Consider the following 23,887-nt stretch of genomic DNA (forward strand, 5'->3'; position numbering starts at 1 on the left):
TCTACCCCTGAAGTGAGTTGTTGAGTTGTTAAGTTGACCGTAAGGCGCAGGCCGCAAACACGTGTCGGCCTGACAACTCGGCTCACATGAGGGCGCCGCCGGCAATTTCAAGGGGAGTGGGGCTGCGTCGCTCCCCTAGCCGCCGGCCTTGCCGATCTCGCGTTCCAGGAAGCGGAGCAGGCCGATTTCATGCAGGTTGGCGACGTTGACCCGCATCCGGGTCGATGGCAGCTGGCTGGGCGAGAACAGGCTGCCGGGGGCAAGCAGATAGCCCTCCTGCATGCCCTTCTCGGCCAGGACGTTGGTGTCGCAGCCGGTGTCCACCCAGAGGAAGATGCCGGCCGGGCCATGGATATCCACCTTCAGGCCGACCCGTTCGAGCTGCCTGACCGACTTGTCGCGCACGCTGTCGAGCTTGCCCCGCAGGCGGTCCGCGTGCTTGCGGTAGTGGCCCTCCGACAGGATCTTGTAGACCACCCGCTCGCCGATGTCGGAGGTGGTGAGGGTGCCGAGCATCTTCCGGTCCGCGAGACGCTTGGCCATCTCCACCGAGGTGGCGATGAAGCCGACCCGCAGGTTGGCCGCCAGCGTCTTGGAGAAACCGCCAAGGTAGATCACCCTGCTGAGCTGGTCGAGCGCGGCGATGCGCGTCGCCGGCTGGATGGACGAGCCGGGATGCAGGTCGCAGTAGATGTCGTCCTCGACGATGGTGAAGTCGTGCTGCTCGGCGATCTTGAGGATCTGGAATGCCTTTGCGGCCGACAGCGAGGTCGAGGTGGGATTGTGCAGCACCGAATTGATCACGTACAGCTTGGGCTTGTGCAGCGCCGCCAGTTCCGCCAGCTTCGCGATGTCCGGCCCGTCGGGCAGGCGGGGGATGCCGACCACCTTGGCGCCGAGCGCGGCGAAGGAGCCGAACATCAGGAACCAGGCCGGGTCGTCGACGAAGATGGTGTCGCCGGGCAGGGTGAACTGGCGGGCGATGATGTCCAGCGCCTGGGTCACGCCGGCGGTGGTGACGATCTGCTCGGGGGAGGCGGAAATCTCGAGTTCGGCCAGCTTGAGCTGCAGTTGCTGGCGCAGCAGCGGCGAGCCCTGCGGATTGCCGTATTGCAGAAGCAGGTTCTGGTGCTGGCGGCTGATGGCGCGCAGGCCGTTGGCCACCAGTTCCCCGTCCAGCCAGTCCGCCGGGATCAGGCCCGAGCCGGGGGAGTTCTGCGTCGGATACTGGCGAAACATGTTGCGGACCAGCCAGGCCACGTCCAGCTGCTGCGGCGCGCTGTCCACGGCGCGCGCCGCGTTCTCCGCGCCGTGCATCGGCATCCGGTCGCGCACATAGAACCCGGAGCCGCGCCGCGACTCCAGGTAGCCCTTGGCCACCAGCCGGTCATATGCCTCCACCACCGTGAAGCGGGACACATTGTGGGTGTCGGCGAACTCGCGGATGGACGGCATCCGCGCGCCGCTGCGCAGCAGCTTGTCGTCCACCCGCGCCTCGATCGAGCGCACGATCTGCTCGACCAGGGAAGTGCCGGCCTCACGGGAGAGGACCTGGGGAGCGGCGATGCTGAGCGCCGGGCTGTTCTTGCGGGTGCGGGCTGTATTGGTCATTTGGCCGTGACAGTCGAATGAATTATCTAGATAACTGTATTGGTACTGTACTGGTTTTGTCGATTAGGATAGTTCAACGGATCGGCGCGCGCAACCGGCGCGCAGCCGGCGGGACGCGGGATGAAGGGAGCGTGGAGATGCACACGACAGGCAGGGCGGGGCAGGCGCGGGCAACAGGCCCGCGCGGGGAGGGGTGCGGGATGTGGTGCGGCTTGCGTCGCGGGATGCGTGCCGGCGGCATGAGGAGCGCATGATGGAATCGCTGCTGCCGCTGGCGCTGTTCGCCTTCGTTTCCTCGATCACGCCGGGCCCGAACAACATCATGCTGACCTCGTCCGGCATCCTGTTCGGCTTCACCCGCTCGATTCCCCACATGCTGGGCATCACCTTCGGTTTCGGCGTCATGCTGGCCCTGTGCGCCGCGGGCATCGGCTCCCTGATCCTGGCGGTGCCGGCCATCCATATCGTGCTCAAGCTGCTCGGCTCGGCCTATCTGCTCTACCTCGCCTGGCAGTTGCGCAGCATGGCCTTCCGCCAGGACGACGGCGGGCGCGCCAGGCCGATGTCCTTCCTCGGCGCCGCGCTGTTCCAGTTCGCCAATCCGAAGGCCTGGGTCATGGCGGTCACCGGCGCTTCCGCCTTCCTGCCGGTGATGCAGCCGGTGTGGCTGGCGATCGCCCTGTTCTGCATCGTATTCTGCGCGATCAACCTGCCCTGCGTCGGCGTCTGGGCGGGTACCGGGGCGGCTCTCCGCGCCTACCTGTCCGAGCCGAAGTGGCAACGGCTGTTCTGTATCGTGATGGTGGTGCTGACCGTGTATTCGGCGGCGGCAATCTGGTTGTAGGCAAATGGGGAGAGCGGGATGAGCGTGGCGATGACACAGGAAAGCAAGGGGATGTGGCTGGGGCTGATCGGGGTGGCGATTTTCAGCCTCACCTTGCCGTTCACCCGCCTCGCAGTGGCGGAACTCGATCCGGTACTGGTCGCATTGGGCCGGGCGGTGGTCGCTGCAGCCGGTTCGGCCGCGCTGCTCTGGTGGGTGCGCGCGCCGCGGCCGACCGGGACGCAATGGCGCGCGCTGGCGATCACATCGCTGGGCGTGGTGGTCGGTTTCCCGGTGTTCTCCTCGATCGCGATGCGCTATGTGCCGGCGGCCCACGGTGCCGTGGTGGTCGGCGTGCTGCCGCTGGCGACCGCGCTGTTCGGCGCGCTGCGCTTCGGCGAGCGTCCGTCGGTCGCGTTCTGGCTGGCGGCGCTGGCGGGCAGCGCCTTGGTAGTGGGGTTTGCATTGTGGCAGGGCGGAGGGAGTTTCCACCTGGCCGACCTGGCACTGTTCGCCGCGGTGGTCGCCGCCGCCATGGGATATGCGGAAGGTGGACGCCTGTCGCAGACGATGGGCGGGCAGCAGGTGATTTCCTGGGCACTGTTGCTGTCCATGCCGGTGCTGCTGCCGGTCACCATCTGGCTGTCGCTGGAGCACGGCCTCGATGCCTCTCCGCAAGCCTGGATGGGATTCGGCTATGTGTCCCTTTTTTCGATGTTTATTGGGTTTTTCTTTTGGTATAAAGGGCTGGCGCTGGGCGGAATCGCCCGGGTGGGCCAGGTGCAGCTGGTGCAGCCGTTCCTGACCCTGCTTGGCGCCGCGCTGATCCTCGGCGAATCGCTCGACGCGAAGAACTTCCTGTTCGCGCTGGCGGTGATCGCCGTGGTCGCCATCGGCAGGCGCGCGAGCATCCGCAGGTAGAATCCCGCTTCCCGTCGCCGAACCGACAACCACAATCCAGGAGAACCACCTTGTCCTACTACGAAAAACTGAAGGCACTGAATATCGAACTGCCGCCGGTTGCCGCGCCTGCCGCCGCCTACGTGATGTACGCGCAGACCGGCAACACCGTCTTCCTTTCCGGCCACATCGCCAAGAAGGACGGCAAGCCGTGGGTCGGCCAGCTCGGCAAGGACATCACCACCGACGAGGGCAAGCAGGCCGCGCGCGCGGTCGCCATCGACCTGATCGCAACCCTGCAGGCCGCATGCGGCGGCGACCTGAACCGGGTCCGGCGCATCGTCAAGGTGATGAGCCTGGTGAACTCGACGCCGACCTTCACCGAGCAGCACCTGGTGACCAACGGCGCGTCCGAGCTGTTCGGCGAGGTCTTCGGCGAACAGGGCAAGCATGCACGTTCCGCGTTCGGCGTCGCCCAGATTCCGCTCGGCGCCTGCGTGGAAATCGAAATGATCGCCGAGATCGGCTGACACGACAGGAGCAGGCATGCAGCGACGATTCAGGCAGGTCGACGTCTTCACCCAGGTGCCCTACCTCGGCAACCCGGTCGCGGTCGTGCTCGACGGCGACGGCCTGACGACGGCGCAGATGCAGGCGATTTCCCGCTGGACCAACCTGTCGGAGACGACCTTCGTGTGCAGGCCGGAGGACGCGCGCGCCGACTACCGGCTGCGCATCTTCTGTCCCGACCATGAAATGCGTTTTGCCGGCCATCCCACCATCGGCAGCGCGCATGCGGTGCTGGCCTCCGGTTACGTCCCGAAGCAGGAGGGCGTGCTGGTGCAGGAATGCGGCGTCGGCCTGGTGCAGCTGCGGGTGAACGGGGACGGCATGCGCGTGGCGCTGCCGCCGGCCAGCTTCATCCCGGTCGAGGCCGGGGTGCGGGCGGCGGTGGAGGAGGCGATCGGCGCCGCCTTCGTCGAAGACCCGGTGATCGTCGACCTTGGCGTGGCCTGGCTCACCGGCCGCGTCGCCAGCGGCGAACTGTTGCGCGGCCTGGAACCGGACATGCGGGCGGTGGCTGCAGCCGGCATGCGCGCCGGCGGCGCCGGCATCAACGTATTCGGGCTGGACGGCGATGTGGTGGAGGTGCGGTCCCTGATCCCGCACGCCGGCACGCCGGAAGACCCCGTCTGCGGCAGCGGCAACGGCGCGGTCGCCTACTACCTGCGCGAGCGGCGCGGGCCGGTCGACTACCAGGCGCGGCAGGGCCGCTGCCTGGGGCGCGACGGGCGCGTTGCCATCGCTTATGAATCCGACACGGTCTGGCTCGGCGGCCAGGCGGTGAGTTGCATCGAGGGGCACATTCTTGCGTGAGCCCGTAATCCACTACAATCCTGCTTCTTGCCCGGCATGTACCCGATGTCGGGTTCCAGCGGGCGGCCACAAGCGGCCCGGCAAATAGCGCCGAAGCGCAACTACCAGTGAGACAAGCATGAAAATGGAAAACCCGACCCCGATCCAATGGCAATTCTCCGAGCGCGCGCAGCAGCTGCAGAGCTCGGTCATCCGCGAAATCCTGAAGGTGACGGTCCGCCCGGAAGTCATCTCTTTCGCCGGCGGATTGCCTTCCCCCGCGACCTTCCCGGTTGAGCGCATGCGCGCCGCCCACGACAAGGTCCTGTCGGAGCAGGGCAAGGTCGCGCTTCAGTACGGCACCACTGACGGCTACCTGCCGCTGCGGGAATGGATCGCCGCTTCCCTGTCCACCGGTGGCGCCCGCATTTCGCCGGACCAGGTCCTGATGGTGTCCGGCTCGCAGCAGGGCCTGGACCTGCTGGCCAAGGTCTTGATCGACGAAGGCAGCAAGGTGCTGGTGGAGACGCCGAGCTACCTCGGCGCGCTGCAGGCGTTCTCCGTCTACCGGCCGCAATTCCTTTCCGTCCCCACCGACGACCACGGCCTGCTGCCGGAAGAAGTCGCGCCGCTGGGCAAGGGCGCGCGGCTGCTGTACGCGCTGCCGAACTTCCAGAACCCCACCGGCCGCACCCTGTCCGTCGAGCGCCGCGCCGCGCTGGTCGAGACCTGCGCCCGTCTCGGCCTGCCGCTGATCGAGGACGACCCGTACGGTGCGCTCAGCTACCGCGGCGAGCCGCTGCCGAAAATGCTGACGATGAACCCGGAAGGCGTGATTTACATGGGTTCCTTCTCCAAGGTGCTCACCCCCGGCATTCGCCTCGGCTACGTGGTCGCCCCGGTGCCGCTGATCCGCAAGCTGGAGCAGGCCAAGCAGGCCGCCGACCTGCATACCTCGCAGCTGACGCAGATGGTGGTGTACGAGACCATCAAGGACGGTTTCCTGGACGAGCACATCCCGACCATCCGCAAGCTGTACGCCGACCAGTGCGAGGCGATGCTCGCCGCGCTGCAGGAGTACTTCCCTTCGTCCGCCAGCTGGACGCGTCCGGAGGGCGGCATGTTCATCTGGATCACCCTGCCCAGGCATATCGACAGCATGCAGCTGCTCGACGAAGCGATCGCGCAGAACGTCGCGTTCGTACCGGGCGCGCCGTTCTATGCGAACGAAATCGAGAAGAACACGCTGCGCCTGAGCTTCGTGACCGTGCCGCCGGAGAAGATTCGTGAAGGCGTGCAGAAGCTGGGTGCGCTGATCGCGAAGAAGCTCTGAACTGCTATTGGCGAGGGCGGACTTCCTGGCGGCGGTCCGTCTTTTCGTTCCCCGCTTCCGCTGCCGGTCCTGAGTCAGCCAAGGATGGGGGCTGCGACTAACGCTTGCAGGGATTGCTGCACGCGCCAGGCTGGGAAGTCGGCGCATTCCAATCATTGCTCTCAATATGGGAGCAATGATGATGAGTTGCGCTGGGTTCAAGTTGCAGTGCAAAGGCAAACTACCCGCCACTATTGGTCTTCGAGTTTTGATCCGTTTCCGGATTTTTTCGTGGCCGTTCTCACGTATCCGCCTGCAAAATCGACCCCCCCCGATTCCGTAAGCTGGCGCTCTCCGCGCTACAGTCCATACGAGCATGCCCATGCTTGTCCATACCGGCTGAGAAGGCAGTAGCACTGTCGACCCAAACTGCTCTACGTGTGCAGGCGATGCCCACATTGCTTCCGCCGATTCGGCCCGCGAACCCGCCCGGACACCGCTCGTTCAGGCAGGTTCCCTCCAGTTAGTCTTCCTGGCGGTGCAAATGCGCGCGGTGCGGCGCCGAGGAAAGCCTCGCGCATTCAGCTTATTTAGTACGGCAACTCCTTTCGCGACCAGGTGGAGATCAGGACGTGCACGTTCTCCTGCTGGCGGAACTTGTAAAGGAAACCTACCACCTATTTCTTGCCGGGGTAGCGCGCCGGAGAAGCTTGCGCACCGGCGAATAGCGTCACTACGCGCATTTCTCCCGCACTCCCCGACAAACATGAGACTTCCTTTCCTTAACCGGTTCACCGTGTCAGTAGAACTTCCATCAACGCCCGGGAGCTCCTCAAACTTTCCCGGGAACCTTCCAGATGGAGGTACAGAGGTTCCAATCCTGAGAAGAGCCTTGCCTGTTTCCCGTGTGCGTGATGACAGCATTGCTGCAGCGATGCGTGCCATTGCTCGTTCAGGCAAGGAGACCGCTGGAAGCAGGAATGGTGGCAAAGGAAGTCCTGGGCGACGGGAAGGTCAAGCGACGTATTCGCAGCCACCAGAAGGAATGGAAATTTGCAGCAACAGGAGTCAAGGCAACGAGCCACAGGACCGCCCAGGTGAACGACAGTCATTCGAAGTGCCAGGACACACTTGCGCAGGCGGCGGCGAAGATGAGTTTGCCGCAATTGCGCACTGTAACAACATGGACGCAATGCGGTCGCTGCTTCAAAAAGACAGTCGCATTCCGCAGCTAGACGTCAGGTCCTACAGCGATGAGATGCGTGCACTACTGGGCTTTAACAGGCGCCTAAAACTTCTATATCACCAGGAAGGTCCGGCAATTCGCGCGACGCCCCTGGACGAGGCATTACGTGAGTGGCGGTTGGATGATGCAAGGACGATATTTCGCGAAGAAGTGGGAGACCGGTCTGCCCGAGATGTCTGGGCAAACGCCATCGAAAACGAGCAGCTGGACGTGCTGCGCTACATGATGCTCATGCCGGAGACGCGTTCAACAGATTTCAGGCTGTATGAGGATGAAAAGAAGAAAATTTCTGATCCGAGGATCAAGCGACTGGCTGACGAAATCCCTGCCTATCGGCCTGAGTTCGGGACCCCAGGCCGGGCAAACGCGAAGGTCAAGTACCGGGGTAGCAGCAAACTGATCGAATGCCGAACTTTTGTTGAATACTACCAACAGGAGGTCAGGAAGAGTGCGAACCACGAATTCAACTTTAATGAGATAACGGACTTTCACTCGATCGCAACGCGAATTACGCGAGACATGGAGGTCACATATGATCGAGCAAGAGAACGGGCAACGGGCATTTACTTGGTTGAAAACAGATTGATGTCGGCGTTCCTTGGGGATATGTTTCGTCATTTGAAGCAGCATGACCTCGACACAATGCTCATCACACATTCCAGCGTGAATCACGTCATGAGCATTAATTTAAAGATTGTCCAGGATGAGTTGGGGGAAGCTTATGAGACAGAATTCTATGACCCAAACTTCACGAGGAATGGCGTACGAGATAAGAAGTACGAATTGAATGCATTCGGGTACGATGGGCTCGATGCCTATTTGGATGCCCGTGTCGCGTCAACGCGGGAGGGTACCTACTTTCCAAATGGTGCAAAATTTTCATTAATGCTTGTTCGCCCGGCGGAGTCGACGCTCAGCACGTCTAAGGTTGCAGCGGACAGCTGGATGGGCGCCAAAAGTCTGACTGCGGTCGCGAAATCCGGAAATGTCGATCCTTCTGTGATCTTCATGCTGATGAGGTCCGGGTGCGGCGGATCAATCGCCGAATGGGAGTCGGAGATACTAAGCCTTCCACCCGCGGAACGTCGAGCCATGCTGTTGGCGAAGAAGGGCGGTCGGCGATCAGGTGGCGACTCTGCACTACATGCTGCCGTGAATTCCCAGTATCCGTCGGCGATTGAAGCATGGGCACATCTGTTGCAGAGAACGATTCCGGAAGACGAACGCTTCCCGATCGCTGCGTATGTCGACCCGGAATCCCGGGTATCAGCATTCAGCGACGCGTTACGCACTACGAATCATGTTTTAGTGGCTTCGTTCGCCAGTGTTATCAATGCATTGCCCCGGCACACTCGCAGTGAATTTCTTCTCGCGCGGGATGAAGAAGGTGCGCCCGCTATATGTCTCGCCATAATGGCGGGGCGGGAAGCGGTGGTGAAAGCGTGGGGAGGTCTGCTGGACCTCGTACCTGAGGGCGACCTTGCGGCGTTGCTCATGCCACGCAGCGTCGACGGGGGAAGCGCGCTCAGCGCGGCGATGAGAAACGGTCACATTGGCGTCATAGATCAGTACATTCAAATCGTAAGTGACGCACTGGCGCGGAATGCATTGAACGAGGTACAAAAGGAAGAGTTGCTGTTGTACATCAGGAGTAGTCATGCGTCCTCGGTGGCTGGGCACTGGCGTAACCATGAGTTCTACACACGTCTTGTAAGAGAGAATCCGGAATGGTATGAGAGGTTCAAAGCAATGAAGGGCGCACTGAAGGCTTGACGGTGGGCAGTGCCTCTGGAATCGAAGGAGTCCAGAAGTAGAGTTATTTGGCGATGGACAACCGCGGTTCTGTAATCCACCCACTCCATCTTCTGGCGGTCATGGTTGTAGCCGTACCTCCGCTCTGTGGCGAACAACTGGACTTCTTCAAGATCTTTCCAGTAATACTGGGACAGCCCCTCCGTAACGCGAAGCCGCCGCGGCAACTTGTACGCGACGCGCCACTTGCGGCGGAAGCTCAGCTGCCTTCGCCACCGGGGAACACCGAGACGCCGCGTCGCCGAGCGAACCGTCAATCGCCTACAGGATTTTTGTGCAGTCGCTACTCGCTGGGACAGGCGCCGCCATAGATTTCCCCCGTAGTGACCATCACATCGATTGTGGCATGGCTCCTATGACTTCGGTCACGCAGACGCTAGCGCCCGTTCGGTCGCGGTCGCGCCATCCTGCGCCACAGCGTCGTCCGGCTGATGCCAAGATGTTTTGCGGCGGCGTCCCGGTTTCCGCCGAATCGCGCCAGTACCTGTTCCACCGTCTCTTCCCGGCGCACGCTTGCGGACGGAAGCGGGTGCATGTATCCCGAGCTCAGTTCAGGCGCGACGTGCAACATCAATGCCGGCGTCAGCGCCTGCAGCGGCTCTGCGGCCAGGAAGAGCGCCAGCCGCTCCATCAGGTTGCGTAACTCGCGCACGTTCCCCGGCCATGCATATGCCGAGAGTATGCCCGCACATGCCTGCAGCTCTGCGGGCAGGTTGGCGTGCGGGCGCATGCCTAACGCGGCAAGTGCGTTCTTCAGGCCCCATTCGGCCAGGGGGACGATGTCCTCGGTGCGTTCACGCAGCGGGGGCAGCGTCATGCGCAATACCGCCAGCCGGTAGTACAGGTCGGCGCGGAAGCGGCCTTCCTTCACGCGCTGGTCGAGGTCGCAGTGGGTGGCGCTGATGACGCGGACATTGACCGGGATTGGGCGGGTGCCACCAACGCGAACCACCTCGCGTTCCTCCAGCACGCGCAGCAGGCGGGTCTGCAGCGGCAGGGGCATTTCGCCGATCTCGTCGAGAAACAGGGTGCCGCGTTGGGCGGCTTCGAACATGCCGGCATGGCCGCCTCGGCGGCTGCCGGTAAACGCGCCTTCCTCATAGCCGAACAGTTCGGATTCCAGTAGTGACTCGGCGACGGCACCGCAGTTGACGGCGACGAAGGCCTGGCGGGCGCGCTGGCTTTCGCGGTGGATGGCCTGGGCGGCGAGTTCCTTGCCTGTGCCGGTCTCCCCCTGGATCAGGACGGTCGCCGGCGACTTGGCGAACAGCTCGATCGCGTGGCGCACCGCGTCCATGGCCGCCGAGTCGCCCCGCAGGTCGTTCAGGCCGTGGCGCGCACGGCGGGTGTCAGCGAGCGGGTTGCTGCGCTGGCGCCCCGACTCCAGTTGGGTGAAACGGGCGATTTCCAGGGCGTCCTCGAAGGCTTGGCGGATGGACATCGCCGAATACACGAACACACCGGTGAGCCCCGCTTCCTCTGCAAGGTCGGTGATCAGGCCCGGTCCGACAACGACCTCGATGCCAGCAGACTTCAGTTCGTTGATCTGCATGCGCGCGTCTTCCTCGGTCACGTAGGTCCTTTGCACGATGTGCAGGCCGAAACTCCGCTGGAATTCCAGCAGCTGGGGCGGGGTCGTCTGGTAGGTGACGATCGCAATCCGGGACGACATCGTGCGGGCGCGCGCGAGCGCGTGCAGTACGTCATAACCGCTGGCGCGGGCAACGACGACAGGCAGCGACAGCCGGCTTTTCAGGTAGGCGGCGTTGGAACCTGCCGAAATGACGGCATCGCAATGCTCGGTTTCCAGGCGCTCCCGGATGTGGCGGACCGCGTCTTCAAAGCCGAGGTTGATGGGCTCGATCGTGGCGCGGTCGTCGAACTCCAGCGTGATGTCGCGGAACAGATCCGACAGGCGGGAGATGGAGACCGTCCAGAGGATGGGCTTGTCCGGGAGGTCCGGCGCGGGGCGAGCGGTATGGCGCATGGGCTGGCGTGTTTCAGGCGGTGTTTCAGGAGTGTTTCAATTGTACGCCTGCTTTGAAACACGTGAAACAGCCCGCCGGACCCGGCCGATTGGCAGGGCATGCATAAGTCATTGACGGGAAAGGAAAGAGTGCCGGCACCCAGTTCAACTTACCCGATGGCACGCCGATTGCACTGGCTGGCGTCGCAAACAACTACCTGATCGAAAGGGAACACATGTCTCACCATTCCGCAGGCGCCGCCTTCCGCAAGGCGGTGCAGGAAGAATCGCCGCTGCAGGTCGTTGGCGCGATCAATGCCAATCATGCGTTGCTGGCCAAGCGCGCCGGCTACCGGGCGATCTACCTGTCGGGCGGCGGCGTCGCCGCCGGATCCCTCGGGCTTCCCGACCTCGGCATCTCGAACCTGGACGACGTGCTGACGGACGTGCGGCGGATCACCGACGTCTGCGACCTGCCGCTGCTGGTCGACGTCGACACCGGCTTCGGGTCGTCGGCCTTCAATGTCGCGCGCACCGTGAAGTCGATGATCAAGTTCGGCGCCGCCGCCATGCACATCGAGGACCAGGTCGGCGCCAAGCGCTGCGGCCACCGCCCCAACAAGGAAATCGTCAGCAAGCAGGAGATGGTCGACCGCATCAAGGCGGCGGTGGATGCCCGCACCGACGAGAACTTCGTGATCATGGCGCGTACCGATGCGCTGGCGGTCGAAGGGCTGGAAGCGGCGATCGAGCGCGCGCAGGCCTGCGTCGAAGCCGGCGCCGACATGATCTTCCCCGAGGCGATGACGAAGCTGGAGATGTACAAGACCTTTGCCGACGCGGTGAAGGTGCCGGTGCTCGCCAACATCACCGAGTTCGGCTCCACGCCGCTGTTCACCGTCGAGGAACTGCGCAGCGTGGATGTCGGCCTGGTGCTGTATCCGCTGTCGGCGTTCCGCGCGATGAACAAGGCCGCGGAGAACGTCTATGAAGCGATCCGCCGCGACGGCACGCAGAAGAACGTGGTCGACACCATGCAGACCCGCATGGAGCTGTACGACCGCATCAGCTACCACGACTTCGAACAGAAACTGGATGCGCTGTTTGCGCAGCAGAAGGCCAAGTAAATTTCCACTGGAGACCAACAATGAGCGAGCAACAAGCCGCAGGCTTCAAACCCAAGAAATCCGTTGCCCTGTCGGGCGTCACCGCCGGCAATACCGCCCTGTGCACCGTCGGCCGCACCGGCAATGACCTCCACTACCGCGGCTATGACATCCTTGATGTGGCCGACGCCTGCGAGTTCGAGGAGATTGCCCACCTGCTGGTGCACGGCAAGCTGCCGAACCAGGCCGAGCTGCAGGCCTACAAGGCCAAGCTGAAGGCGCTGCGCGGCCTGCCCGCGCACCTGAAGGCAGCGCTGGAAACCCTGCCGGCATCCTCGCATCCGATGGATGTGATGCGCACCGGCGTGTCAGTGCTCGGCTGCGTGCTGCCGGAGAAGGACGACCACAATGCCCCCGGCGCGCGCGATATCGCCGACCGCCTGATGGCATCGCTGGGATCGATGCTGCTGTACTGGTACCACTACAGCCACAACGGCCGGCGCATCGAGGTCGAGACCGACGACGATTCCATCGGCGGCCATTTCCTGCACCTGCTGCACGGGCAGAAGCCGTCCGCGCTGTGGGTCAAGGCCATGCATACCTCGCTGATCCTGTACGCGGAGCATGAGTTCAATGCCTCCACCTTCACCGGGCGCGTGATCGCCGGCACCGGTTCCGACATGTACTCGGCCATCACCGGGGCCATCGGCGCGCTGCGCGGCCCCAAGCACGGCGGCGCGAACGAGGTCGCCTTCGAGATCCAGAAGCGCTACGACAACCCGGACGAGGCCGAGGCCGACATCCGTCGCCGCGTGGAGAACAAGGAAGTCGTGATCGGCTTCGGCCATCCGGTGTACACCGTATCCGACCCGCGCAACAAGGTCATCAAGGAAGTGGCGCGCAACCTGTCGCAGGATGCCGGCTCGACCCGCATGTTCGACATTGCCGAGCGGCTGGAGACGGTGATGTGGGACATCAAGAAGATGTTCCCCAACCTTGACTGGTTCTCCGCCGTGTCCTATCACATGATGGGCGTGCCGACCGCGATGTTTACGCCGCTGTTCGTGATCTCGCGCACATCCGGCTGGGCCGCGCACATCATCGAGCAGCGCATCGACAACAAGATCATCCGCCCGAGCGCCAACTACGTCGGCCCGGAAGACCTGAAGTTCGTGCCCATCAAGGAGCGCAAGTAATTCCATGAATACCGCATACCGCAAGAAGCTGCCGGGGACCGACCTGGACTATTTCGACACGCGCGCCGCGGTCGAAGCGATCCAGCCCGGCGCCTATGACACGCTGCCCTACACCTCGCGCGTGCTGGCGGAAAACCTGGTGCGCCGCTGCGACCCGGCGACGCTGACGGCTTCGCTGAAGCAGATCATCGAGCGCAAGCGCGACCTCGACTTTCCGTGGTTCCCGGCGCGCGTGGCCTGCCACGACATCCTCGGGCAGACCGCGCTGGTCGATCTCGCCGGCCTGCGCGACGCCATCGCCGCGCAGGGCGGCGACCCCGCGCAAGTCAACCCGGTGGTGCCGGTGCAGCTCATCGTCGACCATTCGCTGGCGGTGGAGTGCGGCGGCTTCGATCCGCAGGCCTTCGAGAAGAACCGCGCGATCGAGGATCGCCGCAACGAGGATCGCTTCCACTTCATCAACTGGACCAAGCTCGCGTTCAAGAACGTGGACGTTATCCCGGCCGGCAACGGCATCATGCACCAGATCAACCTGGAGAAGATGTCGCCCGTCATTCATGCCAAGGACGGCGTCGCCTTCCCGGACACGCTGGTCGGCACCGACAGCCACACGCCGCATGTGGACGCACTCGGCGTCATCGCGATCGGCGTGGGCGGCCTGGAGGCGGAGAACGTCATGCTCGGCCGGGCATCCTGGATGCGCCTGCCGGAGATCGTCGGCGTCGAACTGAGCGGCGGCCCGCAGCCCGGCATCACTGCAACCGACATCGTGCTGGCCCTGACCGAGTTCCTGCGCAAGTCGAAGGTGGTGGGCGCCTATCTTGAGTTCTACGGCGAAGGCGCATCGCGCCTGACGCTCGGCGACCGCGCGACCATCTCCAACATGGCGCCGGAGTATGGCGCGACGGCCGCGATGTTCTCGATCGACCAGCAGACCATCGACTACCTGAAGCTCACCGGCCGCAGCGACGAGCAGGTGCGGCTGGTGGAAACCTATGCGAAGGAAACCGGGCTCTGGTCGGATGCGCTGAAGAACGCGCAGTACGAGCGGGTGCTGACGTTCGACCTGTCCGGCGTGGTGCGCAACATGGCCGGCCCGTCCAATCCCCATGCACGGGTGGCCACGACCGATCTCGCTGCCAGGGGCATCGCCGGCAAGTGGGACGAGGTGCCGGGTCAGATGCCCGACGGCGCGGTCATCATTGCCGCCATCACCAGCTGCACCAACACCAGCAACCCGCGCAACGTGATCGCCGCCGGCCTGCTGGCACGCAACGCGAACCGGCTCGGCCTGGTGCGCAAGCCGTGGGTGAAGAGCTCGCTGGCGCCCGGCTCGAAGGCGGTGGCGCTGTACCTGGAAGCGGCGGGCCTGAAGGAAGAGCTGGAAAAGCTCGGCTTCGGCATCGTCGCCTTCGCCTGCACCACCTGCAACGGCATGTCCGGCGCACTCGACCCGAAGATCCAGCAGGAGATCATCGACCGCGACCTGTATGCGACGGCGGTGCTTTCCGGGAACCGCAACTTCGACGGCCGCATCCATCCGTATGCCAAGCAGGCATTCCTGGCGTCGCCGCCGCTGGTCGTGGCCTACGCACTGGCCGGCACCATCCGCTTCGATATCGAGAAGGATGCCTTCGGCACCGATGCCGGCGGCAAGCCGGTCCTGCTGAAGGACCTGTGGCCGACCGACGAGGAGATCGACGCCATCGTCAAGTCCAGCGTGAAGCCGGAGCAGTTCCGCAACGTCTACATTCCGATGTTCGAGAAGAAGGCGGAGGCGACGGAATCGGTGAAGCCGCTGTACGACTGGCGTCCGCAAAGCACCTACATCCGCCGTCCGCCGTACTGGGACAAGGAAGGGCAGGGCGCGCTTGCCGCCAGCCCGCGCACGTTGCGCGGCATGCGGCCGCTGGCCGTCCTCGGCGACAACATCACGACCGACCATCTGTCGCCGTCGAATGCCATCCTCGCCAGCAGCGCGGCCGGCGAATACCTGGCCCGCATGGGCCTGCCTGAAGAGGACTTCAACTCCTACGCGACGCACCGCGGCGACCACCTCACGGCGCAGCGCGCGACCTTCGCCAACCCGACCCTGAAGAACGAGATGGTGATGGTGGACGGCAAGGTCAAGCAGGGCTCGCTGGCGCGCATCGAGCCCGAGGGCAAGATCACGCGGATGTGGGAGGCGATCGAGACCTACATGGAACGCAAGCAGCCGCTGATCATCATTGCCGGCGCGGACTACGGCCAGGGCTCGTCCCGCGACTGGGCGGCGAAGGGCGTGCGGCTGGCGGGGGTGGAGGCGATCGTGGCCGAGGGCTTCGAGCGCATCCACCGCACCAACCTGATCGGCATGGGCGTGCTGCCGCTCGAGTTCAAGCCGGGCGTCAACCGCCTGACGCTGGGCATCGACGGCAGCGAAACCTACGACGTGGTCGGCGAGCGCAAGCCGCGCGCGGACCTGACGCTGGTCATCACCCGCAAGAACGGCGAGCGCGTCGAAGTGCCGGTCACCTGCCGCCTCGATACCGGCGAGGAAGTGTCGATCTACGAAGCCGGCGGCGTGCTGCAGCGCTTCGCGCAGGACTTCCTGGAATCGGCGGCCAAGGCCGCCTGACAGGGGCATGCCGGGCGCCGCCGACGAAAGGAAGCGGCGCCCGGCCATTACAGGACAACATATGGCTCACGTACCACAGATCAAGATTCCCGCCACTTACATGCGTGGCGGCACCAGCAAGGGCGTGTTCTTTCGCCTGCAGGACCTGCCGGAGGCCGCGCAGGTGCCGGGCGCCGCCCGCGACGCGCTGCTGATGCGGGTGATCGGCAGCCCCGACCCGTACGGCAAGCAGATCGACGGCATGGGCGGCGCGACATCGAGCACCAGCAAGACGGTGATCGTCGCGCGAAGCAGCCGGCCGGGACACGACGTCGACTACCTGTTCGGCCAGGTGGCAATCGACAAGGCCTACGTCGACTGGACCGGCAACTGCGGCAACCTGTCGTCCGCCATCGGCCCGTTCGCCATCAGCAACGGCCTGGTCGATCCGGAGCGCGTGCCGCGCGACGGTATGGCGACGGTGCGCATCTGGCAGGCCAACATCGGCAAGACCATCATCGCCCATGTCCCGATGACCAATGGCGCGGTGCAGGAGACCGGCGATTTCGAGCTCGACGGCGTCACCTTCCCGGCGGCCGAAGTGCAGCTGGAATTCCTGGACCCCGCAGCCGAGGAGGAGGGCGCGGGCGGCGCGATGTTCCCGACCGGGAACCTGGTCGACGACCTCGAGGTGCCTGGCGTCGGTACGCTCAAGGCCACGATGATCAACGCCGGCATTCCGACCATTTTCGTGAATGCGGACGCAATCGGCTATACCGGCACCGAGCTGCAGGAAGCGATCAACGGCGACGCCAGGGCGCTTGCCATGTTCGAGACGATCCGCGCGTTCGGCGCGCTGCGCATGGGACTGATCAAGAACCTCGACGAGGCCGCAGGCCGGCAGCACACGCCGAAGATCGCCTTCGTCGCCCCGCCTGCCGACTATGTCTCCTCCAGCGGCAAGACCGTCACCGCCGGCGACATCGACCTGCTGGTGCGCGCGCTGTCCATGGGCAAGCTCCACCACGCCATGATGGGCACCGCCGCCGTTGCCATCGGCACCGCGGCGGCGATTCCCGGCACCCTGGTCAGTCTGGCCGCCGGCGGCGGCGCGCGCGACGCGGTGCGCTTCGGCCATCCGTCGGGGACGCTGCGGGTGGGCGCCGCCGCCACCCGCGCCGACGGCGAATGGCAGGTGACCAAGGCCGTCATGAGCCGCAGCGCGCGGGTGCTGATGGAAGGCTGGGTGCGGGTGCCCGGCGACACCTTCTGAGGAATTGACCGCGGTCAAGCAAAGCGCAGCGTGCCCCGGGCCGCTGCGCTTTTTTTTTGGCGGCGCGCGGCGCAGCGTAAGTGCGGAGTAAGCCGTCAAAACCATACTCGCAGGATCACAAGGCGCGCCAGCGCTGATCGCACAGGAGACATCATGCATTATCAGGATTTCTACACGCAGTCGGTCGAGCAGCCGGAAGCGTTCTGGGCCGGCGAGGCGCGCCGCATCGAGTGGAATCGTCCCTTCGCGCAGGTGCTCGACTACAGTCGGCCGCCATTCACACGCTGGTTCGTCGGCGGCACCACCAACCTCTGCCACAACGCGGTCGACCGCTGGGCGGACCGGCAGGGAGACAAGCCCGCGCTGATCGCCATCTCGACCGAGACCGGCAGCGAAAAGGTGTACACCTACAGCGAACTGCGCAGCGAGGTGATGCGCGCTGCGGCCATGATGCAGGCGCTGGGCGTGCAGAAGGGCGACCGGGTGCTGATCTACATGCCGATGGTGGCCGAGGCCGTCTTTGCGATGCTGGCCTGCGCCCGCATTGGCGCGATCCACTCCGTCGTCTTCGGTGGATTCGCGGCCAACAGCCTGGCAACCCGCATCGACGACGCGAAGCCGGTGCTGATCGTCTCCGCCGATGGCGGCTCGCGCGGCGGCAAGGTGGTCGCCTACAAGCCCCTGGTTGACGAAGCGGTGCGTCTCGCCGCGCACAAGCCTGCGCACGTGCTGCTGGTGAACCGGGGGCTGGCGCCGATGACGATGGTCGAAGGCAGGGACATCGACTACGCGGCGCTGCGCGAGCGGCATCTGCACGCGCAGGTACCGGTCACCTGGCTGGAATCCAACGAGACCTCCTACATCCTCTACACCTCCGGCACCACGGGCAAGCCGAAGGGCGTGCAGCGCGACGTCGGCGGCTACGCGGTGGCGCTGGCGGCGTCGATGGAATACATCTTCTGCGGCAAGCCGGGCGAGACCTATTTCTCGACCTCCGACATCGGCTGGGTCGTCGGTCACTCGTACATCGTCTACGGACCGTTGATCGCCGGCATGGCAACCATCCTGTACGAAGGCTTGCCGATCCGCCCGGACGCCGGTGTCTGGTGGAGCATCGTGGAGAAGTACAAGGTCACGCGGATGTTCTCGGCACCGACGGCGGTGCGGGTACTGAAGAAGCAGCCGCCGGAGTTCATGAAGAAGTACGACCTGTCGTCGCTGAAGGCGCTCTACCTCGCCGGCGAGCCGCTCGACGAGAGCACCTCGCAGTGGATCTCGTCCGCACTGGGCGTGCCGGTGATCGACAACTACTGGCAGACCGAGACCGGCTGGCCCATCCTGTCGGTGGCCCACGGCATCGAGGACACGCCCACCCGCCTTGGCAGCCCCGGCGTGCCGCTCTATGGCTACAAGGTGAAGCTGCTGAATGAATCGAGCGGCGAGGAATGCGGACCCAACGAGAAGGGCGTGGTGGTGATCGACGGCCCGCTGCCGCCCGGCTGCATGCAGACCGTGTACGGTGACGACCAGCGCTTCGTGAACACCTACTGGTCGACTTTCCGGCAGCAGGTGTACTCGACCTTCGACTGGGGCATACGCGACGATGACGGCTACTACTTCATCCTCGGGCGCACCGACGATGTGATCAACGTCGCCGGTCACCGCCTCGGGACGCGCGAGATCGAGGAAAGCCTGTCGAGTCACGCCAACGTTTCCGAAGTCGCCGTGGTCGGCGTCGAGGACAAGCTCAAGGGCCAGGTGGCGGTCGCATTCGTGGTGCTGAGGAACGCGGAGGCGGCCGCGACCGCCGAAGGGCGCAGGGCGATGGAAGCGGAGCTGATGGGCGTGGTGGACAGGCAGTTGGGCGCGGTCGGCCGCCCCGCGCGGGTGCACTTCGTCGGCCTGCTGCCAAAGACGCGTTCAGGCAAGCTCCTGCGCCGTTCGATACAGGCGCTGTGCGAGGGGCGCGACCCTGGCGACCTGACGACGATTGAAGACCCGGCGTCGCTGCAGCAGGTGAAGGCGGTGCTGGCGGAGTAGGGACGCAGCCGCCAAAGGACGGCGAGGCGATGCCGGCCGCCCGGCAGGTGAACAGGGTCAGTCCAGCGTCGCCACCACCGGCGCATGATCCGAAGGCTGCTCCCACTTGCGCGGCGCCTTGTCCACCATACATCCGCTGCAGCGCGCGGCCAGCGGCGGCGACAGCAGGATGTGGTCGATACGCAGTCCCATGTTGCGGCGGAAGGCCATCATCCGGTAATCCCACCAGCTGAAGATCTTCTCGGGCTGCTCGAACATCCGGAATGCATCCTTGAGACCGAGCGCCTCCAGCCGCTGGAACTGCGCCCGTTCCGGTTCCGAGAAAAGCACCTGGCCCTCCCAGGCCTTCGGATCGTGGACGTCGCGTTCATCCGGTGCGATGTTGTAGTCGCCCAGCAGCGCCAGCGAGGAATGCGCCTGCATCTCGTCCGCCAGCCAAGCGTGGAGCGCGTCCAGCCAGCGCAGCTTGTACTGGTACTTGTCCGAGCCGACCGTCTGCCCGTTGGGAATATAGGCGCAGACGATGCGCATGCCGGCGATGGTGGCAGCGATGATGCGCTGCTGCTCATCCTGGAAGCGCGGGTTGTTCTTCACCACCTCGGCAATCGGGTGCCGGGACAGGATCGCGACCCCGTTGTAGGTCTTCTGGCCCGAGAATGCCACTTGGTAGCCGGCCGCCGCGATCTCCGCCTGCGGAAATTTGTCGTCGGTGAGCTTGGTCTCCTGCAGGCAGAGCACGTCGACGGGGTTCTCCGTGAGCCACTGCAGCACCTGCGGCAGGCGGACCTTGAGGGAATTGACGTTCCAGGTGGCTAATCTCATGTCTTGTAACCGTTTTGTCCGGCGTGCAACGCGCCGCGTTCATCGGGAAATGCGGATGTTACCGCATCGCGGCGCGGTCGCCTCGCACGCTAAGTTTCAGCTAAGAATAGTACGGTACCATGGCGGCCTTCGCAGGAGGCGGGCGCTGCCCGTTCCCATCCACTCATGCCGGTAACGGCTCGCGGTACATCCCACCCCACGTCGAAGTGTTCCCGGTCTCATCCGGGAGCGACGGATACGGGCAACCCCGCCCTGAGCATGCTGCTCATACGCCAGTCGAGGTGGTGCCGCATACACGGAAAATCTGCATGCAATTGCTACTCAGCGCCGGGACTATCCTCGGCATCGTTATTTGGGGCACGCTGTCCCCGGCTTCCCTGTCATCGGTATTCGAGTCCGCGCTCGGGCTGATGACGAAAAACTTCGGCTGGCTGTATCTCTGGGTCGTGCTGGCCCTGGTCATCCTGGCACTGTGCCTCGCGTTGAGCCGCTTCGGCGACCTCAAGCTCGGCGCAGAGGACGATGAGCCGGAGTTCTCCCTCGGGTCGTGGTTTGCGATGCTGTTTGCCGCGGGCATGGGCATTGGCCTCGTGTTCTGGGGTGTGGCCGAACCGGTTTCCCACTATGGCGCCGCACCGCCGGGCATCGCGCCGAATACGCCTGAAGCCGCCAATGCCGCCGTCCGCTACAGCTTCTTCCACTGGGGCGTGCATCCCTGGTCAGTGTACAGCATGGTGGCGCTGGCATCGCATTCTTCCAGTACCGGCGACAGGGCGCCGCGCTCGTGAGTACCGTTACCTCCAGCCTGCCATGGCTGCCGGTGCAGCGCCTGGCCGGCCTGTTCAACTCGCTGGCCGTCATCGCGACAGCGTTCGGCGTGGCCGCCTCGCTCGGCATGGGGGCGCTGCAGATCAACAGCGGGCTGCACGCCGTCTTCGGCCTGCCTGTCAACGCCACCGCGCAGGTACTCATCATTGCGCTCACCACGCTCCTTTTCGTGGGCTCGACAGTGAGCGGTGTCACGCGGGGAATCAAGCTGCTGTCCAACGCCAACATGCTGCTGGCCGCCTTGCTCGTCCTCGCCGTGTTTGCATTCGGTCCGACCGTGGCGATCATCGATACGTTCACCAATAGCCTGGGCGACTATGTGAGCGAGTTCGTGCGCATGACACCGTTCCGTGACAGTGGCTGGGTCGGCGGGTGGACCATCTTCTACTGGGCATGGTGGGTCTCCTGGTCTCCGTTCGTGGGACTGTTCATCGCCCGCGTATCGCGCGGCAGGACCATCCGTGAATTCATCCTCGGTACCGTGCTGGCGCCGTCGCTGCTCGCCGCGATCTGGTTCTCCGTATTTGGCGGAAGCGCACTGTACATGGAGATCTGGCAGCAGGTGCCGATTGCCGCTGCTGCCGCGGCTGACGTCTCGACCGCGCTCTTCGTGATGTTCGACGCGCTGCCGATGGGGCTGCTCATGTCGGTGGTCGCGACGTTACTGGTGCTGGTGTTCTTCGTGACGTCCGGCGACTCCGCGGTGCTCGTGCTCGCAATGATGAGCACCAACGGCGATCCCAATCCGCCGGCGCGCGTCAAGGTACTGTGGGGTTCCCTCATTGCCGGCATCGCAGTGTGCCTCCTGCTGGCCGGTGGCATCAAGGCGGTGCAGACCGCGACCATTGTCTTCGCCTTGCCCTTCACGCTGGTGATCGTGTTGATGGCGATCGCCCTGGTGCGCGCGATCCGCGAGGACTGGCATGTCGAGCAGGGAAAGGAGCGCGAGTTGCGGCGCCGCTTGCGTCAGCTTGGGACCGGCTCGTCCTGAGTGATTCGCCTGGCCGCGCGGCCTTCCATCATATGCGCTGACAGTTGCATCCGCTGCATCCCGCGACGATACGTGCAGGTGCGGGCGCGTGGCGCGCAGCGAACTACGGACATGTCCAGCCGTTTTGCGTCGTTAGATCATCTATTGTAAGACCCAATGACGACGCATCGGACGCTGTTGCTGGCTATCGGAGTAGTGGTCGTCCTGTTCTCGGCGGTATGGCAGAAGTACAGGCTGGTCGAGACGCAGGCGAAAACCAGGAAGGGGACCGTCATCCTCGGGCTTGCCGTTGCGGCGTTCGGCTCCGTCGGTCCGTCGCTGCTGCGCCGGCGCGGAGAGTCGTGAGCCGGCGGGTGCGGAGATTGAGGTGGTGCTTGATGGCGTGATCGGTGAGGTGATCGACGAGGTGATAGCCGCGAGCAGCGCTCGCAGGCCATCCCAGGTCGAACAGGGAACGACGTACTTTCGTCCGCCGTTCCGACGGTTCAGGCTTTCCTGCCGTTCGCGCGGTTGACCAGGAAGGTGGTCAGCAGCGGTACCGGGCGGCCGGTGGCGCCCTTGGCGGCGCCGCTCTTCCAGGCGGTGCCGGCGATGTCGAGGTGGGCCCAGGTGTACTTCTTCGTATAGCGCTCCAGGAAGCAGGCGGCGGTGATGCTGCCGCCGGGCGGGCCGCCGATATTGGCCATGTCGGCGAAGTTCGACTTCAGCTGCTCCTGGTAGGCGTCCTCGATCGGCATGCGCCAGGCGGTATCGCCGGTAGCCTTGCCGGCGGCCAGCAGTTCGTCCGCCAGGCCGTCGTGGGCGTCGTCATGGCGGGTGAACAGGCCCGTGTTGTGATAGCCGAGCGCGGTAACGCAGGCGCCGGTGAGGGTGGCGATATCCACGACCGCGGCGGGTTTGAAGCGCTCGACATAGGTCAGCGCGTCGCAAAGGATGAGTCTTCCCTCCGCATCCGTGTTCAGGATCTCGATGGTCTGGCCGGACATGGAGGTGACGATGTCGCCCGGCTTCGAGGCACGACCTGAAGGCATGTTCTCGCAGGCCGGGATCACGCCGATCACGTTCAGCTTCAGGCCCATTTCGCCGATGGCGCGGAAGGTGCCGAGCACCGATGCGGCGCCGCACATGTCGTACTTCATCTCGTCCATGTTGGCGCCCGGCTTCAGCGAGATACCGCCGGTGTCGAAGGTGATGCCCTTGCCGACCAGGACCACGGGCGCGTCCTTCTGCTTGCCGCCCATGTGCTTGAGCACGATGAACTTCGGCGGCTCGTCGCTGCCCTTGGTCACGGACAGGAAGCTGCCCATCTTGAGGGCTTCGAGCTGCTTGCGGTCGAGGATTTCGGCGCCGAAGCCGAATTCGCCGGCCAGCTTCCTGGCCGTATTGGCAAGATAGGTCGGGGTACAGATGTTGGGCGGCAGGTTGCCGAGGTCCTTGGCCAGTTCGACGCCATTGGCGAGCGCGCTCGCCTGCGCGGCCGCGCTCTTTGCCGGCGCCAGGTCGGCCGCCGGCACCATCAGGGTCAGCTTGCGCACGCCGGCCGGGGCCGGGTCCTTCTTGCTCTTGGTCTCGTCGTAGCGGTAGCCGGCATCACGGATCGCCAGCACCGCGCAACTTACCGCCCAGGCAGCGTCGCGGCTGGCGACCAGGTCCAGCGGAAGGGCCAGCGCGGCCTCGGTCGCGCCCAGTGTCGAGAAAGCCTTGGCCGCGGCCTGCGCCGCGCTCTGGAAATTCTTGTCGCTCACACTGTCCTGCCGGCCGAGGCCGACCAGCAGGACGCGGTCGGCGGCGACGCCGTCAAGGCCGCGCAGAAGGAGCGTCGACCCGGGCTTGCCGGTGATGTCGCCGGACTTCATGGCGGCGGCGATTTCCCCTTTCCGGTCAAGCTCTTGCGCGGTACGCGAGAGTTTCTTGTCTTCAAAAACCGCTACTGCGATACAGCCCGTCTTCACCCCGGCCAGGCCGGTTTTTGCGTCAATAGGTTTTATGCTAAAGTCCATGGGTCGCTC

Annotated in this window: 16 protein-coding genes and 1 pseudogene; 13 read left to right on the forward strand and 4 right to left on the reverse strand. The window is 64.6% G+C overall.

Annotated elements, in window-relative coordinates:
* Positions 1-135: 135 nt before the first annotated feature.
* The gene (locus VIM12_RS03715) at positions 136-1,611 is read right to left on the reverse strand and encodes a PLP-dependent aminotransferase family protein (RefSeq protein ID WP_331940271.1); all 1,476 of its coding nucleotides are present in this window, start codon (positions 1,609-1,611) and stop codon (positions 136-138) included.
* 250 nt (positions 1,612-1,861) lie between these two features.
* Here VIM12_RS03715 and VIM12_RS03720 point away from each other — a divergent pair, with 250 nt between their 5' ends.
* From VIM12_RS03720 to VIM12_RS03745, 6 genes are all read left to right on the forward strand, one after another.
* The gene (locus tag VIM12_RS03720) at positions 1,862-2,455 is read left to right on the forward strand and encodes a LysE family translocator (RefSeq protein ID WP_331940272.1); all 594 of its coding nucleotides are present in this window, start codon (positions 1,862-1,864) and stop codon (positions 2,453-2,455) included.
* A gap of 18 nt (positions 2,456-2,473) precedes the next feature.
* Positions 2,474-3,355, forward strand: a complete 882-nt coding sequence (locus VIM12_RS03725; RefSeq protein WP_331940273.1) for a DMT family transporter — start codon at positions 2,474-2,476, stop codon at positions 3,353-3,355.
* Between the two features lie 50 nt (positions 3,356-3,405).
* Entirely contained in the window at positions 3,406-3,864 is a 459-nt protein-coding gene (locus VIM12_RS03730; RefSeq protein WP_331940274.1) for a RidA family protein, read from the forward strand.
* A gap of 16 nt (positions 3,865-3,880) precedes the next feature.
* The gene (locus VIM12_RS03735; protein WP_331940275.1) at positions 3,881-4,711 is read left to right on the forward strand and encodes a PhzF family phenazine biosynthesis protein; all 831 of its coding nucleotides are present in this window, start codon (positions 3,881-3,883) and stop codon (positions 4,709-4,711) included.
* 118 nt (positions 4,712-4,829) lie between these two features.
* The gene (locus VIM12_RS03740; RefSeq protein WP_331940276.1) at positions 4,830-6,023 is read left to right on the forward strand and encodes a PLP-dependent aminotransferase family protein; all 1,194 of its coding nucleotides are present in this window, start codon (positions 4,830-4,832) and stop codon (positions 6,021-6,023) included.
* 871 nt (positions 6,024-6,894) lie between these two features.
* A complete protein-coding gene (locus VIM12_RS03745) occupies positions 6,895-9,021 on the forward strand; it encodes a ShET2/EspL2 family type III secretion system effector toxin (protein WP_331940277.1) in 2,127 nt (708 codons plus the stop codon).
* Between the two features lie 415 nt (positions 9,022-9,436).
* Here the strand turns inward: VIM12_RS03745 and prpR are convergent, their stop codons facing one another.
* The gene (prpR, locus tag VIM12_RS03750) at positions 9,437-11,047 is read right to left on the reverse strand and encodes a propionate catabolism operon regulatory protein PrpR (RefSeq protein ID WP_331940278.1); all 1,611 of its coding nucleotides are present in this window, start codon (positions 11,045-11,047) and stop codon (positions 9,437-9,439) included.
* A 215-nt stretch (positions 11,048-11,262) separates the two neighbouring features.
* Between prpR and prpB the strand changes: the two genes are divergently transcribed.
* From prpB to VIM12_RS03775, 5 genes are all read left to right on the forward strand, one after another.
* Positions 11,263-12,153 carry a methylisocitrate lyase gene (gene prpB, locus VIM12_RS03755; protein WP_331940279.1) on the forward strand — a complete coding sequence of 297 codons (891 nt, stop codon included), beginning with the start codon at positions 11,263-11,265 and terminating at the stop codon, positions 12,151-12,153.
* 20 nt (positions 12,154-12,173) lie between these two features.
* Positions 12,174-13,328: a bifunctional 2-methylcitrate synthase/citrate synthase gene (prpC, locus tag VIM12_RS03760; protein ID WP_331940280.1), complete on the forward strand. Its 1,155-nt coding sequence runs from the start codon at positions 12,174-12,176 to the stop codon at positions 13,326-13,328.
* A 4-nt stretch (positions 13,329-13,332) separates the two neighbouring features.
* Positions 13,333-15,945 (forward strand): Fe/S-dependent 2-methylisocitrate dehydratase AcnD, encoded by a 2,613-nt coding sequence (acnD, locus tag VIM12_RS03765; RefSeq protein WP_331940281.1) that lies wholly within the window; start codon positions 13,333-13,335, stop codon positions 15,943-15,945.
* Between the two features lie 61 nt (positions 15,946-16,006).
* A complete protein-coding gene (gene prpF / locus VIM12_RS03770; protein WP_331940282.1) occupies positions 16,007-17,197 on the forward strand; it encodes a 2-methylaconitate cis-trans isomerase PrpF in 1,191 nt (396 codons plus the stop codon).
* Positions 17,198-17,227: 30 nt separating this feature from the next.
* Positions 17,228-19,237: a propionate--CoA ligase gene (locus VIM12_RS03775; RefSeq protein WP_331940283.1), complete on the forward strand. Its 2,010-nt coding sequence runs from the start codon at positions 17,228-17,230 to the stop codon at positions 19,235-19,237.
* A 57-nt stretch (positions 19,238-19,294) separates the two neighbouring features.
* On the opposite strand, the gene xth is transcribed toward VIM12_RS03775, so the two are convergent.
* Positions 19,295-20,059, reverse strand: coding sequence for an exodeoxyribonuclease III (gene xth / locus VIM12_RS03780; protein ID WP_331940284.1), 765 nt, complete (start codon positions 20,057-20,059; stop codon positions 19,295-19,297).
* Positions 20,060-20,367: 308 nt separating this feature from the next.
* Here xth and VIM12_RS03785 point away from each other — a divergent pair.
* Positions 20,368-21,878, forward strand: a pseudogene (locus VIM12_RS03785) (BCCT family transporter).
* A gap of 156 nt (positions 21,879-22,034) precedes the next feature.
* Positions 22,035-22,223 carry a hypothetical protein gene (locus tag VIM12_RS03790; protein WP_331940285.1) on the forward strand — a complete coding sequence of 63 codons (189 nt, stop codon included), beginning with the start codon at positions 22,035-22,037 and terminating at the stop codon, positions 22,221-22,223.
* Positions 22,224-22,363: 140 nt separating this feature from the next.
* Here VIM12_RS03790 and VIM12_RS03795 read toward each other — a convergent pair whose 3' ends face one another.
* Positions 22,364-23,878 (reverse strand): leucyl aminopeptidase, encoded by a 1,515-nt coding sequence (locus VIM12_RS03795; protein ID WP_331940286.1) that lies wholly within the window; start codon positions 23,876-23,878, stop codon positions 22,364-22,366.
* Positions 23,879-23,887 lie beyond the last annotated feature (9 nt).

Source organism: Noviherbaspirillum sp. (assembly GCF_036563305.1).
In the GTDB taxonomy this organism is placed as follows: domain Bacteria; phylum Pseudomonadota; class Gammaproteobacteria; order Burkholderiales; family Burkholderiaceae_D; genus Noviherbaspirillum.

Bases quoted from the DNA above. Each gene is read 5' to 3' on its own strand.
- VIM12_RS03715 (WP_331940271.1), bottom strand. From the start codon at position 1,611: ATGACCAATACAGCCCGCACCCGCAAGAACAGCCCGGCGCTCAGCATC.
- VIM12_RS03720 (WP_331940272.1), top strand. From the start codon at position 1,862: ATGATGGAATCGCTGCTGCCGCTGGCGCTGTTCGCCTTCGTTTCCTCG.
- VIM12_RS03725 (WP_331940273.1), top strand. From the start codon at position 2,474: ATGAGCGTGGCGATGACACAGGAAAGCAAGGGGATGTGGCTGGGGCTG.
- VIM12_RS03735 (WP_331940275.1), top strand. From the start codon at position 3,881: ATGCAGCGACGATTCAGGCAGGTCGACGTCTTCACCCAGGTGCCCTAC.
- VIM12_RS03740 (WP_331940276.1), top strand. From the start codon at position 4,830: ATGAAAATGGAAAACCCGACCCCGATCCAATGGCAATTCTCCGAGCGC.
- prpR (WP_331940278.1), bottom strand. From the start codon at position 11,047: ATGCGCCATACCGCTCGCCCCGCGCCGGACCTCCCGGACAAGCCCATC.
- prpB (WP_331940279.1), top strand. From the start codon at position 11,263: ATGTCTCACCATTCCGCAGGCGCCGCCTTCCGCAAGGCGGTGCAGGAA.
- prpC (WP_331940280.1), top strand. From the start codon at position 12,174: ATGAGCGAGCAACAAGCCGCAGGCTTCAAACCCAAGAAATCCGTTGCC.
- acnD (WP_331940281.1), top strand. From the start codon at position 13,333: ATGAATACCGCATACCGCAAGAAGCTGCCGGGGACCGACCTGGACTAT.
- prpF (WP_331940282.1), top strand. From the start codon at position 16,007: ATGGCTCACGTACCACAGATCAAGATTCCCGCCACTTACATGCGTGGC.
- xth (WP_331940284.1), bottom strand. From the start codon at position 20,059: ATGAGATTAGCCACCTGGAACGTCAATTCCCTCAAGGTCCGCCTGCCG.
- VIM12_RS03790 (WP_331940285.1), top strand. From the start codon at position 22,035: ATGACGACGCATCGGACGCTGTTGCTGGCTATCGGAGTAGTGGTCGTC.
- VIM12_RS03795 (WP_331940286.1), bottom strand. From the start codon at position 23,878: ATGGACTTTAGCATAAAACCTATTGACGCAAAAACCGGCCTGGCCGGG.